The 16009-nt window shown below is 61.4% G+C and carries 15 protein-coding genes; 4 read left to right on the top strand and 11 right to left on the bottom strand.

The features are described 5' to 3' along the window. Position 1 precedes the first annotated feature (1 nt). The gene (locus BLV41_RS16405) at positions 2 to 910 is read left to right on the top strand and encodes an HhH-GPD family protein (RefSeq protein WP_074712525.1); all 909 of its coding nucleotides are present in this window, start codon (positions 2 to 4) and stop codon (positions 908 to 910) included. Between the two features lie 119 nt (positions 911 to 1029). Here the strand turns inward: BLV41_RS16405 and dhaM are convergent, their stop codons facing one another. The 10 genes from dhaM to BLV41_RS16360 form a co-directional block, all read right to left on the bottom strand. Then, positions 1030 to 1728: a dihydroxyacetone kinase phosphoryl donor subunit DhaM gene (gene dhaM / locus BLV41_RS16400; protein WP_074712524.1), complete on the bottom strand. Its 699-nt coding sequence runs from the start codon at positions 1726 to 1728 to the stop codon at positions 1030 to 1032. Further along, positions 1725 to 2372 carry a dihydroxyacetone kinase subunit DhaL gene (gene dhaL / locus BLV41_RS16395; protein ID WP_074712523.1) on the bottom strand — a complete coding sequence of 216 codons (648 nt, stop codon included), beginning with the start codon at positions 2370 to 2372 and terminating at the stop codon, positions 1725 to 1727. Before dhaL ends, dhaM begins: the two co-directional genes overlap by 4 nt. After that, on the bottom strand, positions 2373 to 3374 hold the full coding sequence (gene dhaK, locus BLV41_RS16390) for a dihydroxyacetone kinase subunit DhaK (protein ID WP_074712521.1): 1002 nt from the start codon (positions 3372 to 3374) through the stop codon (positions 2373 to 2375). Between the two features lie 115 nt (positions 3375 to 3489). After that, a complete protein-coding gene (locus BLV41_RS16385; protein WP_244516948.1) occupies positions 3490 to 4011 on the bottom strand; it encodes an amino-acid N-acetyltransferase in 522 nt (173 codons plus the stop codon). Between the two features lie 203 nt (positions 4012 to 4214). After that, positions 4215 to 5183, bottom strand: a complete 969-nt coding sequence (locus BLV41_RS16380) for a hypothetical protein (protein WP_139244351.1) — start codon at positions 5181 to 5183, stop codon at positions 4215 to 4217. Between the two features lie 355 nt (positions 5184 to 5538). Then, positions 5539 to 8028, bottom strand: a complete 2490-nt coding sequence (locus BLV41_RS16375) for an ATP-dependent Clp protease ATP-binding subunit (protein ID WP_074712518.1) — start codon at positions 8026 to 8028, stop codon at positions 5539 to 5541. 171 nt (positions 8029 to 8199) lie between these two features. Continuing rightward, complete coding sequence (locus BLV41_RS16370; RefSeq protein ID WP_044579789.1) at positions 8200 to 8538, bottom strand: histone-like nucleoid-structuring protein Lsr2; 339 nt, start codon at positions 8536 to 8538, stop codon at positions 8200 to 8202. A gap of 96 nt (positions 8539 to 8634) precedes the next feature. Continuing rightward, positions 8635 to 8787, bottom strand: a complete 153-nt coding sequence (locus BLV41_RS22145; RefSeq protein ID WP_170835489.1) for a hypothetical protein — start codon at positions 8785 to 8787, stop codon at positions 8635 to 8637. 13 nt (positions 8788 to 8800) lie between these two features. Then, entirely contained in the window at positions 8801 to 10249 is a 1449-nt protein-coding gene (gene lysS / locus BLV41_RS16365; protein WP_074712516.1) for a lysine--tRNA ligase, read from the bottom strand. A 134-nt stretch (positions 10250 to 10383) separates the two neighbouring features. Then, complete coding sequence (locus BLV41_RS16360; protein ID WP_074712514.1) at positions 10384 to 11370, bottom strand: LacI family DNA-binding transcriptional regulator; 987 nt, start codon at positions 11368 to 11370, stop codon at positions 10384 to 10386. A gap of 286 nt (positions 11371 to 11656) precedes the next feature. On the opposite strand from BLV41_RS16360, the gene uriH reads away from it, so the two are divergent. Genes uriH through BLV41_RS16345 form a run of 3 tightly spaced genes read left to right on the top strand, consistent with a single transcriptional unit; the run spans position 11657 to position 14957 of the window. After that, entirely contained in the window at positions 11657 to 12616 is a 960-nt protein-coding gene (uriH, locus tag BLV41_RS16355) for a uridine-preferring nucleoside hydrolase UriH (RefSeq protein WP_074713393.1), read from the top strand. Next, positions 12613 to 14031, top strand: coding sequence for a uridine transporter UriT (gene uriT, locus BLV41_RS16350; RefSeq protein WP_074712512.1), 1419 nt, complete (start codon positions 12613 to 12615; stop codon positions 14029 to 14031). The genes uriH and uriT overlap by 4 nt, the downstream gene beginning before the upstream one ends. Then, positions 14028 to 14957, top strand: coding sequence for a ribokinase (locus BLV41_RS16345; protein ID WP_074712510.1), 930 nt, complete (start codon positions 14028 to 14030; stop codon positions 14955 to 14957). Before uriT ends, BLV41_RS16345 begins: the two co-directional genes overlap by 4 nt. Before the next feature lie 96 nt (positions 14958 to 15053). On the opposite strand, the gene panC is transcribed toward BLV41_RS16345, so the two are convergent. Next, entirely contained in the window at positions 15054 to 15968 is a 915-nt protein-coding gene (gene panC, locus BLV41_RS16340) for a pantoate--beta-alanine ligase (RefSeq protein ID WP_074713392.1), read from the bottom strand. Between the last annotated feature and the right edge of the window lie 41 nt (positions 15969 to 16009).

The raw sequence follows: 16009 nt of genomic DNA, 5'->3' as shown, positions 1-16009 counted from the left end.
GGTGTACACGGAAATCCAGGAATGGTTCCAGCGCGAAGCAAGGGATCTGCCGTGGCGTGGCGACTGTTCACCCTGGGGAATTCTGGTCAGCGAGATCATGCTGCAGCAAACTCCTGTGGTGCGGGTGCGCCCCATCTGGGAGGAATGGCTGGAGCGTTGGCCAACCCCCGCCGATTTTGCCGCAGCCCCGCCTGCGGATGTGCTCCGTGCTTGGGGAAAGCTTGGCTACCCGCGCCGCGCATTGCGCCTGCACGCGGCAGCCGGGCAGATCGTTGCAGAACATGGCGGCGCCGTACCTGACACTTACGAGGCCTTGTTGACGCTTCCAGGCGTGGGCAGTTACACGGCGGCTGCGGTAGCCGCGTTTGCCTTTGGCCGCCGGACAACCGTGGTGGACACCAATATCCGTCGCGTCCATGCCCGTCTGGTGATCGGCCAGGCCTTGCCAGCACCTGCCCTCACGGCCGCGGAGATGTCGCTGGCCGCCGATCTGCTCCCCGAGAACACGCAGGAATCGGTCCTCTGGAATGCGTCGGTCATGGAGTTGGGGGCGCTTATCTGCACGGCCCGAAGCCCCAAATGCGGTGACTGCCCCGTCCTTGACAAGTGCGCGTGGATCGCGGCCGGCCAGCCCGAACCCACCTACATTCCCAAGGGTCAGCCATGGGCTGGCACCGACCGGCAGGTTCGCGGCGCCGTGATGGCAGTGCTGCGCGCTGCTGGCACTCCCATCCACGCCGATCTGATGTGGGATCAGGCAGCCGCCGCGCAGCACATCGAGGTGGCCGCCGAACTGGGCAAACTGCACGCACTAAATACCCACGCACCCCAACTTGAACGTGCCCTTGCCGGGTTGGTGACCGACGGCCTGGCCCAGCTGTCCGAGGCCGGCTACCAGCTGCCGGGGTGACCGAGCAGGCAGGAAGGCGGCGGACGGTTCCCGGAGCGGGGATGGATTTCTGAGGTCGCCCAGCGACCGAGGAAATCTTACTGCCGCGAGGGAATCGTCCGCCGCCGATACTTGAGGCGTCAGAGTTCGCCGAAGCCCGCCGCTACTTCGCTGCGCACCAAATCGAGGGCGCGTTTGGCGTCGGGTCCCGTTGCGCTCACATTCAATTCAGTGCCCTGCCCCGCGCCAAGGGTCATCAGCAGCATGACCGATTGCGCGTCCACCCCGTTGATCTCAATGTCCACATCCAAGGCACCCAATTCCCCCGCGAGAACCGCGGCGGGCCTGGCGTGCAGACCCATGGGGTTGATCAGGGTGAGCACTGCCGTCATGGTTTCCCCGTCACCGCCGCGCACAGGCTCGACGCCGGTGGACCCGGCAGTCGCTGCTGGGACAGCTGCCGCGGTCTGCAGTGCCGTCTCTGCGGCCTTGCAGACCACCTCAAGCGATGAGCCGGACTGGGCAGCAACGGCCGCCGCCACGGCGCCCTCCACCAAGGGTGCGTCAGCAAGCCGGATGGTCTCGGGGTTGCCCATGAATTCAAGTGCCGAGTCGGTGGTCATGACAGCCGAGCCAAGATCCGTCAGCACCACGGCACCGTCTCCGGTATCTGCCAGCCCGAGCGCGTTCATGACCTTTTCCAGCGAAGTCCCGATCCCGCCGTCGTCCATGCCACCGGCGGGAATCAGGACAACGTTGGGGGCCATCTGGGCGGCCAACTCAACAACGCCCGCGGCGAGCTGGGCGCTGTGCGAGACGATCACAAGTCCGACGCTCATGCGTTCACCCCCGCGGCCTGGGCTGCCGCGCGGAGGATGAGCGCTGAAGAGGCAGCACCCGGGTCCCGGTGACCGATGGCGCGCTCACCCAAATAGCTTGCGCGGCCCTTCCTGGCAATGAGGGGATCTGTGGAGACCGCACCGGCTTCGGCGGCCGTGGCTGCGGCGTCCAGCAACTCGGCGGGGCCCATTCCCGAGGCGGCGGCTGCGGCAGCAGCGTCAACGGCTGGAGTCCAGGCATCAATCATGGTCTTCTCCCCTACTTCTGCCTTGCCACGGGCCACCACACCGTCCCTGGCAGCACCCAACGCAGCGGCAAGCGCGGGCGCATCAAGTTCAGACGCGTCCCCAAGCGTAGTTGCGGCGCGCAGGAACGCTGTGCCATATAGGGGTCCGGCAGCCCCGCCCACCTTGGACATAAGTGCCATGGCGGCCAGTTTGAAGGCGGCGCCCGGGGTGGCGGGCGGTTCGGCGTCGAGCTTTTCGAGGATGGCTGTGAAGCCGCGGTCCAGGTTCTCGCCGTGGTCGCCGTCGCCAATGACTCGGTCCAGCTCGATCAGGGCCATCCGGTTCTCAGCCACCACGGCCGCGCTCTTGCGCAGCCACTCGACTGCCCAGGTGACATCAAGTGTTGGGTTTCCCATTTACATCCCCCATCGCAGTGCCGGCGTGTTCACGGGAGCGTCCCACAGCTCGGTCATTTCATCGTCCAGGCGAAGCACCGAAATGGAGCAACCCTGCATTTCAAGCGCCGTGATGTAGTTGCCCACAAGTGTTCGCTCAACCGCTATTCCGGCGGCAGCAAGCAACTTGGCCGCGTGGCGGTAAACAATGTACAGCTCACTGGCCGGGGTCCCACCCATGCCGTTCACGAACAGGAGCACCTTGTCCCCTGCAACGGGTTTGAGGTCTGCAAGGATCGGCTCAAGCAGCCGTTCAGTGATGCCGTCGGCGCTTTCCATGGGGATCTTGTGACGGCCGGGTTCGCCGTGGATGCCGATCCCAATCTCGATCTCATCGTCGGCAAGCTCAAAACTAGGCACTCCGGCGTGGGGAACCGTGCAAGCTGACAGGGCTACGCCCATGCTGCGTACGTTGTCGTTGACTCGCTGGCCAATCGCAGCAACGGCGTCGAGATTGTCTCCGCGTTCGGCGGCTGCGCCTGCGATCTTTTCCACCAAGACGGTTCCGGCAACCCCTCGGCGTCCGGCCGTGTACAGCGAGTCTTCCACGGCGACGTCGTCGTTCACCAGGACGGTCCGAACCTCCACGCCTTCGGCCTGGGCCATTTCAGCAGCGGTTTCAAAGTTCAGGACGTCGCCCGTGTAATTCTTCACAATGTGGACCACGCCGGCGCCCGCGTTTGCCGCGATTGTGGCGGGAATGATCGCATCGGGGGTGGGGGATGTGAACATGGCACCGGGGACGGCAGCATCCAGCATTCCGTAGCCAACATATCCGGCATGCAATGGTTCGTGACCGCTGCCACCGCCGGAAATCAGGCCAACTTTGCCTTCTCGCGGCGCATCTTTGCGCGTGATGAAGAGCGGATCCGGATGAACTTTTACGTGTTCCGCGTGCGCCTGGCCAAACCCTTCCACCGCTTCATCGACAACTGTTCTGGGATCATTTATGAGCTTTTTCATGCCGTAAACCTCCGATTTGCACAACCGTAAGTAGCAAGCCGGGTATGGGTCCGGCCTCACCTGAACCATACCCGGCAGCGTTGCTCGTTGGTAGAGACGATCAGGTTTCAGGAGCTCAGAGTTGGCGGATCATGCGCGTGTTGCCTAGCGTGTTTGGTTTAACCCGGGCCAGGTCGAGGAACTCGGCGATGCCTTCATCGGCCGAACGTAATAGTTCGGAGTAAACTGCCGGGTCCACGGCGCTTTGATCTGCCATGACGGTGAAGTTGTTGCGAACAAAGAAATCCACCTCGAAGGTTAGGCAGAACACCCTGCTGACCCCTAGTACCCGGGCATTCTCCAACAGCTTTTCCACGATGACGCGACCAACCCCCTTGCCCTGCCAAGCATCTGCGGTTGCCAGGGTCCGGATTTCTGCAAGATCCTCCCACATGACGTGCAACGCCCCACAACCCACTACCTCGCCGTCCACTTCGGCGATGAGAAACTCTTGGATCGCCTCGTAATACGTCACCGATTCCTTCGAGATCAGGATTCGCTTCTCCGCCAGCGGCGCAACCAGATCCTTGATTGCGTGGACATCAGAGGTCCGGGCGGGACGGAGGACAATTACGGGAGCGGTTGTATCAGCAGTCACCGTTTTAGTCTATGACTCTTGACTGCCGCTGGTGAACGTGGCTGCCAGAATGGCCGTCTCCCGCCGCTGTTCCGCTTTCTGTGCTATTTTGCCCCTGCCATTTCGCTTCCATTTCGCCGGGAACGGGGTGAACTCGCCAAACGCCCCAGAACTTACACCGTTCTCGCAGGTGGGCCCCGTTTTCGGCGAGAAAAGTTGCGTGTTTAGGCCGCGTCGCTCCAGAACGGTGCCGCGTAGCAGGCCATGATGCGTCGTTTCACGTCGACCGGATTGGCCAGATCCTTCCATTCGAGTCGGACAAACCTCCACCCAAGCTCCGTGAGTCGTTTTTCGCGTTTCCGCTCATCCAAGATGACGTCAGCAGTGCGTCCGTAAGCAAAATACTTAATGTCACCGTCAAACTCGACAATCAGTTTCTGTTTTTCCCACACAAAATCAGGGCGGTAGATCCGATCGCCCGCAAAAAGTTCTTTCTGAAGTTCTGGCTGCTCAATGGGCATTTCAGCGATGATCAGCCTCGTCCGGCTTTCACCTGGAGATTCCGATCTACCATCGATTGCACGCAGTACTCTCCGGGCCTTACGCACCCCTCTGCGGCCGGGCATGGCCTCGATAGCGGCCCACATTACCTCCAAGCGAGCGCCATTGTGCACAGCGTGGTCACCAATTATCACTGCTTGGGAGAAGGCACCGACCCGGGCACAGTCCACTACCGTCCGTTCGAGAGATGTCACCAACACGCGGTTCCCATCTCGCAGAGTCAACGGCTCAGACTCCGATTCAGCCAGCGGTTCGTGATGCGCCACCACATCCTTGGCATTGCTCGTTCCCGAAACCGCGGACTTCCCGGTCACATGGACCCCTGCACCGCAATTCCAGACGTACAACCCATGCAGGCGTGCCGCGCTGAAATACGAGTAGACGGGATCGCCGCGCACGGTCAACAAGTGTGCGTGGAGCCGGAACTTGTCTTGTTCCCAGGGTTTGAGGAAGCGCCACTGTGCTGCCTGGACGTAGACACCTCGGCGCAATCGGCATACCAGCCCGCTTTTCAACGCCTCTGCCAATGCTCTTTCGCCAAAGCCCGATTCAGCGAGCACCGCCGACGTGGCAAGGAGCGCCTTGTCCGGCCATGCCTGCTCCAACCGTCGTGCCAAATGAAGTCGTTCCATACTTCGAGTCTGTTCAACAGCACGAGCAGCTGCAAGAGCATCCTGAAGAACCGGGCAATTCTGTGGATAACGCGGGCGTTTTACCGCTCAAACGGACAAGAAATATTTCAGGAACTGCTCCATTTCGCCGAGAACGGGGTCAACTCGCGAACCGCCCCACAAGATACGCCGTCTTCGCGGCCTGGCCCCGTTTTCGGCGGATATGAGATCGGGCTAGGAGGTGCCGGATGGCTTGGCCCCGTTTTCGGCGCACGCCATGCCGATCCGGACCCGTCGCTGGGCATGGGAGGCAAAGCAAAAGCGGCACCCTCCCACTCGGGGAGGATGCCGCTTTGCTTGTTACTGCCGATCAACCTTAGGCAGAAGCCGCGATTGCCTCGGGGATGTGCGGCTTGGCCGTGCCCACAAAAGTGAACTTGGCGTCGTCGCCCTCGCCCTCAACACCAACGGTGACAATGTCGCCGTCCTTGAGCTCGCCGAACAGGATCTTCTCGGAGAGGTGGTCCTCGATCTCGCGCTGGATGGTGCGGCGCAACGGCCGGGCACCCATCGCGGGGTCGTAACCCTTGGTGGCGAGCAGAACCTTGGCTGCGGGTGTGAGCTCGATGCCCATACCCTTGTCAGCCAAACGGCCCTCCAAACGAGCAATCATCAGGTCAACGATCTCGATGATCTCGTCCTGTGTGAGCTGCGGGAACACCACAACGTCATCTACACGGTTCAGGAACTCGGGGCGGAAGTGCTGCTTGAGCTCTTCGCTGACCCGGGCACGCATACGGTTGTAGCCGGTCTGCGTATCCGATCCGGACTGGAAACCAGTGGCGATGGACTTGGAGATGTCGCGGGTACCCAGGTTCGTGGTCATGATGATGATGGTGTTCTTGAAGTCCACCACACGGCCCTGGCTGTCGGTCAGACGTCCATCTTCAAGGATCTGCAGGAGTGAGTTGAAGAGGTCGGCGTGCGCCTTCTCAACTTCGTCGAAGAGAACCACGGAGAACGGACGACGGCGGACCTTCTCGGTCAGCTGGCCACCCTCTTCGTAGCCGACGTATCCGGGAGGCGCACCAAACAAACGGGAAACCGTGTGCTTTTCGGAGTACTCGGACATATCCAGCGTGATGAGTGCGTCTTCGTCTCCGAAGAGGAACTCGGCCAGTGCCTTGGCCAGCTCAGTCTTACCAACACCCGTGGGGCCGGCAAAGATGAACGAGCCACCGGGACGCTTGGGGTCTTTCAGACCCGACCGCGTACGGCGAATGGCTTGCGAGATGGACTTGATGGCCTCATTCTGACCAACAACACGCTTGTGAATTTCTTCTTCCATCTTCAGCAGACGCGTGGACTCGGCCTCGGTCAGCTTGAAGACCGGGATGCCGGTGGAGTTGGCAAGCACCTCGGCGATGAGTTCCTCATCAACCTCAGAAATCTCATCCAGGCCTCCGGACTTCCACAGGCGTTCCTTCTCTGCGCGGGCGTTGATGAGCTTCTGCTCGTCATCGCGCAGCGAGGCGGCGCCTTCAAAGTCCTGGGCGTCAATGGCGTCTTCCTTGCGCTTCTTTACAGCAGCAATTTCACCGTCCATGGCCTTGAGCTCCGGCGGAGCTGTCATGCGGCGGATGCGCAGACGTGCACCAGCCTCATCGATCAGGTCAATGGCCTTATCCGGCAGGAAGCGATCCGAGATGTACCGGTCAGCCAGTGTTGCAGCAGCCGTCAGCGCACCGTCGGTGATGGACACTCGGTGGTGTGCTTCGTAGCGGTCACGCAGGCCCTTGAGAATCTCAATGGTCAACGGAACTGTGGGCTCGGGCACCTGGATGGGCTGGAAGCGGCGCTCAAGGGCGGCGTCCTTCTCAATGTGCTTGCGGTACTCATCCAGCGTGGTGGCGCCGATGGTCTGCAGCTCACCGCGAGCCAGCATGGGCTTGAGGATGGAGGCCGCGTCGATGGCACCTTCGGCGGCACCGGCACCAACGAGCGTGTGAATCTCGTCGATGAACAAGATGATGTCTCCGCGGGTGCGGATTTCCTTGAGCACCTTCTTGAGGCGTTCCTCGAAGTCACCGCGGTAGCGCGAACCAGCCACGAGGGAGCCCAAGTCAAGGGTGTAGAGCTGCTTGTCCTTGATGGTTTCCGGCACGTCCCCGCGCACAATGGCCTGAGCCAAACCTTCAACAACGGCGGTCTTACCCACACCCGGCTCACCGATCAGCACAGGGTTGTTCTTGGTGCGGCGGGAGAGGATCTGCATGACGCGTTCCATCTCGTGCTCGCGCCCAATGACAGGGTCAAGCTTGTTTTCGCGCGCAGCCTGGGTCAGGTTGCGGCCAAACTGGTCCAGGACCACGGAGCCTGCAGGCTGGCCTTCGGGCTGCTGGCTGCCGCTGGCGACAGGTTCCTTGCCCTGGTAGCCGGAGAGCAGCTGGATGACCTGCTGGCGCACACGGCCCAGATCAGCACCAAGCTTCACCAGCACCTGCGCGGCAACGCCTTCACCTTCACGGATCAGCCCGAGCAGGATGTGCTCCGTGCCGATGTAGTTGTGGCCCAGTTGCAGGGCCTCACGCAGTGAAAGTTCAAGAACCTTCTTGGCGCGCGGGGTGAACGGGATGTGACCGCTGGGGGCCTGCTGTCCCTGTCCAATAATTTCCTGGACCTGTTCCCGGACACCGTCGAGGGAAATGTTCAAGGACTCCAGGGCCTTGGCGGCAACACCTTCACCCTCGTGGATGAGGCCGAGCAGAATGTGCTCAGTGCCAATGTAATTGTGGTTGAGCATGCGGGCCTCTTCTTGGGCCAGCACAACAACACGTCGGGCTCGATCAGTAAATCGCTCAAACATTTCGCCACACTCCTTTTACTGCGTACTTTGATGCTACGCAGTACCCGGCCACAATGGGGGCGTGTTCGCCACAGGGGAAATAGCAATACCACCCCGGCGCGCGATTTAGCGATTAAAGAACGACGGCGGAACCTCCTTAAGTGGAGGTCCCGCCGTCGCTGCAACTGGGTTTTAGCCCTGTGCGGCGTAGTAAGCGTCGCGAATTTCAGCTTGAATGCGGCCGCGTTCGTGAACGTCGTAGCCATTCTCGCGGGCCCATGAGCGGATCTGGGCGACATCGCCACCACCCTTTGTTGCAGCGGCTGCTGCCGGTCCGCGTCCGCGAACGGCGCGGCCCCCTACACGGCGTCCGGAGGAGATGTACTTGCTCAACGCATCGCGCAATGACTGCGCATTTTCTGCAGAGAGGTCAATCTCGTAATTGATCCCGTCCAAGCCGAAGGTGATATTCTCCTCGGCCGGGCTCTGATCGATATCATCCACGAGTGTGACATGAATTTTCTGTGCCATGGTGATTAATCGCCTCACATAGTATTGATGAATACTTCATCACAAATTATGGGCGGAAAATTCATTCACGTCAAAGCCCAATACCGGAATTATTCTTTAGGCTTCACGATCGGTCTTCGAATCCGCATCACGTTCGGCTTGAGCCAAAGCGTCACGTTCGTGACGATCTGCATTGAATATAGCCTTCATTGCAAAGTAGAAAAGCGCACCTACGCCCAATGAAGGCAGGATAACTGCTACATATTCCATAACCGTGCTGCTCCTACTCTGGTTTCATCAAAGGGAAGAGAATTGCTTCACGGATGCCAACGCCTGTGAAGAGCATGACCAGGCGGTCCACACCCAATCCCAAACCGCCCATGGGCGGTGCGCCGTATTCCAGGGCACGCAGGAAGTCTTCATCGAGCGCCATGGCCTCAGGATCGCCGGCCGCGGCTGCAAGGGACTGCCGGGTGAGGCGTTCACGCTGGATAACGGGATCAATGAGTTCGGAGAATGCGGTACCGGTTTCGCGACCATCAATAATAAGGTCCCAGGCTTCAATCAGATTAGGCTTATCCCGGTGCGGACGCGCCAGTGGCTGGGCCGACGGCGGGTAATCGCAAACAAAAGTCGGCTGAATAAGTGTAGGTTCAACTATTTCACCAAACAGTTCGGTGACTAGCTTCTCCGCATCCCACGCCTGATCAATCTTGATATCGCGCTCTGCGGCAATTGCGCGAAGTTCCTCGGCAGTTGTTTCCGGAGTAATCTCGCGGCCTACGCCATTGGAAAGACCTTCGTAAACCGGCAGCCAAGGCCATTCACCGTCGAGGTTGATGGGGCCGCGTTCGCTTTCAATGACACGGGAGCCCAGGGAATCTGCGGCGGCAAGAATAATACGCTGCATTGTTTTAGCCATGGTGAATTGGTCACCATATGCCTCATATGCTTCGAGCATGGTGAATTCGGGGCTGTGCGTGGAGTCAACGCCTTCATTGCGGAAAATGCGTCCAACTTCAAAGACCTTGTCCATGCCGCCAACTACCGCACGCTTAAGATAGAGCTCAATAGCGATGCGCAGGGTCATGGGCTGATCGAAGGCGTTTAGGTGGGTCCGGAACGGGCGGGCCGAGGCGCCACCGTGGACCAGCTGCAGGATGGGTGTTTCGAGCTCGATGTAGTCCTCGCCGTGGAGGGTGTCACGGATTGCCTTGACGACGGCGGAGCGGGCACGCACCTGACGGCGTGCATCGTCACGGACAATCAAGTCAACGTAGCGCTGGCGGACGCGCATCTCTTCGGAGAGTTCGGCGTGCAGCACTGGCAGCGGACGCAGTGCCTTGGACGCCATGGACCACTCGCTGGCCATGATGGAGAGTTCGCCGGTCCGGGAGCTGATGACCTCGCCCTTGAAGAACACGTGGTCTCCGAGGTCAACGAGGGACTTCCAGTCAGCGAGGGCGTCTTCACCAACGTTGGCCAGGGACAGCATGACCTGGAGGCGGGTGCCTTCTCCGGACTGCATGGTGGCGAAGCACAGTTTGCCCTTGTTGCGCACATAGACAACGCGGCCGCTCACGCCAACAATTTCACCTGTGGCGGTGTCTGCTTCGAGATCCGGGTACTTGGCCCGAATTTCCTCAACCGTGTGGGTACGACCCACCCCTACCGGGTAGGCCTGCTCGCCCCGCTCAAGCAGCTTGGCACGCTTGTCCAAACGAACAAGCATCTGCTCGGAGACATCACTGGGTTCAGGGGTCAAAGTATTTTCTGCGCTCACGAGATACCAGTTTAGATGGTGAATCTGGGTGAACCCTCCGTGCCGGCATTAAAGGCGCTGATTGCACCCCGAACCGATGAATGTCACAGGCCTGCGGGGACTGCTGTGGAGCCGCGCACCACAAGAGTTGCCTCCAGGCTCAGGTCTGGGCGTTCAATTTCATCACCGGAGATGAGCGCCAGCAGGTGCTTTCCGGCAAGCCTGCCCATTTCAAAGGCCGGCAGGTGGACCGAGGTCAGCGAAGGGTTGGAGGATTCCGAATATGGCAAATCATCGAACCCCGTGACGGCGAGCGCCTGGGGAACTGCGATCCCCGCAACGCGCGCTTCTTGGAGAACACCGTAGGCGTGGGTATCTGTGGCACAGACGACGGCGGTGGTTCCTTTCCGGGACCACCCTGCCCAGGCCTGCGTGAAAGCCCGCGCCGACGTGCCGACGTCGATTGTTGAGGACGTTGTGGCCACCACTTCCAGACCCAGACCGGCCGCGGCAGCAGCAAAGGCTTCACGGCGAACTTGGAAGGTTGTGGTTCCGGTTGAGCTGTCCAGGTACGCCACCTTCCGGTGCCCCAGTGCGGCCAGGTGCTCCGCCAACAGCCGGGCTCCCTGGGCTACGTCGAAGTTCACCGAGGGAGCGTCGCTGGCAACGCCGGCGGCGTCGAGCAGCACCATGGGATCGGGCACGCGAAGCTCATCGAGGAACGCTGAGCTGGGCGCGTCGACCAACAGTCCCGCCGGGCGCAGGGCCAGCAAGCGTCGCACATCGCTGGGCGCGGGGGTCTGCCCGGCATCGGTGACCGAAAGCAACAGCTGGAAGTCCTTGCCGATGGACTCCCTGACTCCGGCAATGACCTTGGCGTAGAAGGGGTTGGAAACGTCCGGGGCCACCAGGATCACAATGTCGCTGCGCCCCTTGGCCAGGGAGCTGCCCAGCCCGTCAACAACGTAGCCCAGCTCATTGATGGCGGACTCCACGCGGGCAATATTCTCCGCCGAGACCCGCCCCGCCGTCTTGCCACTGGTTACGAGTGACACCGTGGCTGCGGAAACGCCGGCACTTGCTGCCACCATGGAGGCGGTGACTCGTTGAGTTGGTGAATTGCGCGGCGCGCTGTTGGGCGATGAGTGGCTTGCTGGGGGACGCATGAATAGATCGTATAGCCGTGCCTGAGTGTTTGCTGGAAAGACAGCGGGTCAAGCGCTTGACGCGAATCACGTTAAGCGCTTGACGCTGGCGTGGCCAGGTGTCAGACTAATTCCATCGCACCACCCCCGGTTATCCGGGACCACCCCAACGACGTGGAGAAATTAAGTGAACACGGAAGCATCTTCCAATAACGCCGCAACGGCCCCGAGCCTGTCAGCCACAGAGCCTCGCAAGATCATTCTTGACTGCGACCCCGGCCACGACGATGCCGTAGCAATGCTGCTGGCTCACGGAAACCCCAACATTGAGCTGCTGGCAGTGACCACAGTGGTGGGAAACCAGACCCTGGAAAAAGTAACCCGCAATGCCTTGAGCGTTGGCACCATCGCTGGCATCACCGGCGTTCCCTTCGCCGCCGGCTGCGACCGGCCCCTGGTCCGCAACATTGAAACAGCACCGGATATCCACGGGGAAAGCGGCATGGACGGCCCGGAACAGCCCGAGTCCACGATCGAACTTGACCCGCGCCACGCCGTCGACCTCATCATTGAGCTTGTTATGTCCCACGAACCCGGCACCATCACCTTGGTACCCACGGCCGGATTGACCAACATCGCCATGGCCGCCCGCAAGGAACCTCGGATCGTGGAGCGCGTGAAGGAAGTTGTCCTCATGGGCGGCGGCTACCACGTGGGCAACTGGAGCCCCGTAGCCGAGTTCAACATCAAGATCGATCCCGAAGCTGCGCACATTGTGTTCAACGCTGGCTGGGACGTTGTCATGGTTGGCCTCGACCTGACACACCAGGCGCTGGCCACCGATGAGGTAGTTGCCGCGATCGACGCCGTAGGCACCAAGCCGGCCAAGTTCGTCATGGAGCTCATGGACTTCTTCGCCAAGACGTACAAGGATGCGCAGGGCTTTGACTTCCCACCCGTTCATGACCCGTGCGCCGTGGCCTACGTCATCGACCCCACTGTCATGACCACGGTGAAAGTGCCCGTTGACATTGAACTCACCGGCACGCTGACCCTGGGCATGACCGTGGCGGATTTCCGCGCCCCGGCTCCCGCAGACTGCAAGACCTCCGTAGCCGTGACACTGGACCACAAGAAGTTCTGGGACATGGTCACGGATTCACTTGTGCGTATTGGCGAGGTTGACGCATGAGCTTGTCGCCAACCCTGAAGAAGTCCGGCAACGTCACAGCCCTCATGGTGGCATTGCTAACGGCCTGCGTGGCCTTCCAGCTCAACGCCTCAATGCTCAGCCCCGCCCTGGTCACCATGGGCGAGGAACTCAACGCCAGCCAGGCCTCGATTGGCCTGTCCCAAACCTGGTTCTTCACGGCGGCCGCCGTCTTTTCCTTGTTCCTGCCCCGCCTGAGTGACATCATCGGGCGCAAGAAGGTTCTCATCGGCATGATGGTCATGATGGGTGTTGGCTCCATCATTTCCGCCATGGCACCAGACATCACGTGGCTCTTTGTTGGCCGCATCATCCAGGGCGTCAGCGGACCCACGGTTCCGCTCTGCCTGATCATGCTCCATTCCGCCGTGAAGGATCCCAAGAAGTACGGCGCACTCATGGGCCTGGTCACCGCTGTCAACGGTGGGATCGCAGGCATTGACTCCTTCGTTGGCGGCTACTTTGCCGAACACTTTGGTTTCCGCAGCATCTTCTGGCTCATGGTGGCCATCGCGGCTGTAGCGGTTGTGTTGCTGTTCATTCTTGCCGGGGAAAGCAAGCCCGGCGCCGGAACCCGCATGGACTGGCTTGGCGTCCTGTTCATCGTCATAGCCGTGGGTGCACTGCTTACCGCCCTGAACGAGGCCACCAAGTTGGTTGGCGGCATCACCACCGTCCCGCTCGTGGCGGCGCTGGCCCTGGCTTTGGTTTCCATTGTCTCCTTCATGGCCTTCTGGAAGGTGGAAAAGGTCACCGACCAGCCCATGGTGGAAATTGTTCACCTTCGACGCCGCTCCACCTGGGCTCCGCTGCTAACCACCATGCTGACCATGACGGGCATCTTCGCCGTCATCAACGGCATTGTGCCCGCCTATGTTCAAGCGGTCGACCCCGGTTTCAACATCGGTGCCACGCAGATGAGCCTGCTGATCCTCACCCCGTATGCCCTCCTTGGCTGGATCTTTGGACCCATCACCGGACGCCTCGCCCCCGTAATTGGCTACACGAAGATGCTCCGCATCGGCCTGTTGGGAAGCGTTGCGGCCCTGGCCATCATCGCTTTCCTGGGCCTGCACAGCCTGCCCATGATGATCACCGGAACGGTCTTGCTGGGCATCATGTACGCCGGTACCGTGAACATCATGCTCAACGGTCTTGGCGTGGTGCTCTCCCCCGAAGGAAATCCCGGATTCCTGCCTGGCATGAACGCGGGAGCCTTCAACCTGGGCGCCGGGCTCAGCTTCCTGGTGCTTCCGGCCATCCTCGTGGCCACCGCGCCCCTGGGTGGACAGGGTTCCTATGTGACGGTGGTGGTGGTTGCCATGATCATCACAGCAGCAGCCTTTGCCGCCTCGTTGCTTGTACCTAAGCCTGTTGCTGCCGAGGTTGCTTCATGAGCGCCCGCATTGTTGTTGCCGGCTCCCTGAATGCCGACCTCACGATTTACACCGAGCGACTCCCCTCCCCCGGCGAAACGCTGCACGGCAACGGCTTCGCCGTGAACCCTGGCGGCAAGAGCGCCAACCAGGCCGTCTCGGCCGCCAAGTTGGGTGGGAACGTGACGCTGATTGGTGCCGTGGGACAGGACGCAAATGGCGACATGCTCGTGGCCTCAACGGCCGGTGCGGGCGTGGACGTGAGCCATGTTCGGCGCGTTTTGGAATCCACCGGTGTTGCCGTGATCTCCGTGGACGCCCGGGGCGAAAACAGCATCATTATCTCGGCCGGCGCCAACGCGACCCTGACGCCTGCTGACATGGCCCCGGCCGTGTTCGACGGCGCGGGCGTGGTGTGCTTGTGCCTTGAGGTCTCGCTGGAGACCGTGCAGGCCGCCGCCCAGGCCGGGCACGACGCCGGGGCAACCGTTCTGCTGAATCTTTCGCCGTACGCTCCGGTCGCCGACGCCTTGGCGCACCTGACGGACGTTCTCCTCGTCAACGCGCACGAGGCCTCCGAGTTCCTTGGCGGCTTCGCGATGCCATCTGCGGACGCTCCCCTGGATGCGTGGCTTGACGCCGTCGGCGCGTTTGCCGGGCGCGGACTGCAGAAAGTTTTGCTAACGCTGGGCGCGGACGGATCGGTGGTGCTGGATTCCACCAACACGGCCGAGCCGGTGGTTCGCATTGCACCCACAGTTGTGGACGCCGTGGACACCACAGGGGCCGGCGACGCTTTCACCGGAGGGGTTGCCGCACGCCTCGCAGCCGGCGACTCCCTCGTGGCGGCAGCCCGTTATGCCTCAGTTGCGGCTGCCCTGGCCGCGACGAGGAAGGGCACGCAAACCGCGTACCCCACGGCCGCGGAAGTAGCGGCCAAGATCTAGCACGGGGCATGAAAAATGCCGCTGCTCCTGACATCCGCCGCCGATCTACCGGCGGCGGATGTCAGGAGCGGCGGCTTTTTTGTGGAACGAGACCCGCTAGCCCAGCCGCATGTTGTCGATGAGGCGGACCGAGCCCACCTTGGCGGCAATGAGCGCGATGGCCTCGCCTGTGAAAGGAGTGTCTTGGCAGTTCTCGGCTCGCGGAGCCAATGTCTGCGGGTCAACAACTTCCAGGTAATCCAGCTCCACACCGGGGGCGCTGCGCACCAACGCTTCCGCCGAGGCGATGTCCAGCGGCTCGTGGGCCTGTGCACGGCTCGCCAGCAGCCCCAGTGCGCGTGAGAGCACCAGGGCGGCGGTACGTTCCTGCTCAGAGAGGAATCGGTTTCGGCTGGAGGTTGCCAGGCCGTCCGGATCACGAACAATCGAAACCGGCACGATCTCAACCGGGAAGTTCAGGTCCGCGACCATACGGCGGACAAGGGTCAGCTGCTGGGCGTCCTTCTGGCCAAAGTATGCGCGATACGCCGGACGGCCACCAGGTGCGGCCAATCCTTCGTTGGGCAAAGCCACATGAAGCAGCTTGGACACCACTGTCAAGGCGCCGTCGAAGTGCCCGGGGCGCGAGGCACCCTCATGGATCTCGCCCATCGTTCCGGCCGTAACACGGATCGACGGTTCGCCGTCGGGGTACATCTCCTCCACGGAGGGCGCAAACATGAAGTCAACACCGGCTTCATCCAGCAGCGCCAGATCGGCGTCCGTGGTGCGCGGGTAGCGGGCCAGGTCCTGGGCATCACCAAACTGCAACGGGTTCACAAACACTGAAGCCACCACAACGGAGTTTTCCGCCACAGCCCGGCGGGCCAAAGTGGCATGCCCGTGGTGCAGCGCACCCATGGTGGGCACCAGCCCCAGTGACTTTGACCCGCCCGAAGCCTCCACCTCGCGCAGCTTTTCGCTGGTGCGCGCCCGCAGCTCGGCAATCGTGGTCACCAAGGCAATGCTCATGCTCTTCACTCTCTTCAATCCATACAAATCACACAGTGAAA

It is taken from the genome of Arthrobacter alpinus (genome assembly GCF_900105965.1).
GTDB classification, from domain to species: domain Bacteria; phylum Actinomycetota; class Actinomycetes; order Actinomycetales; family Micrococcaceae; genus Specibacter; species Specibacter alpinus.
The sequence above is the reverse complement of the archived record's forward strand: the minus strand, read 5'-3'. Positions and strand labels throughout refer to the sequence as shown.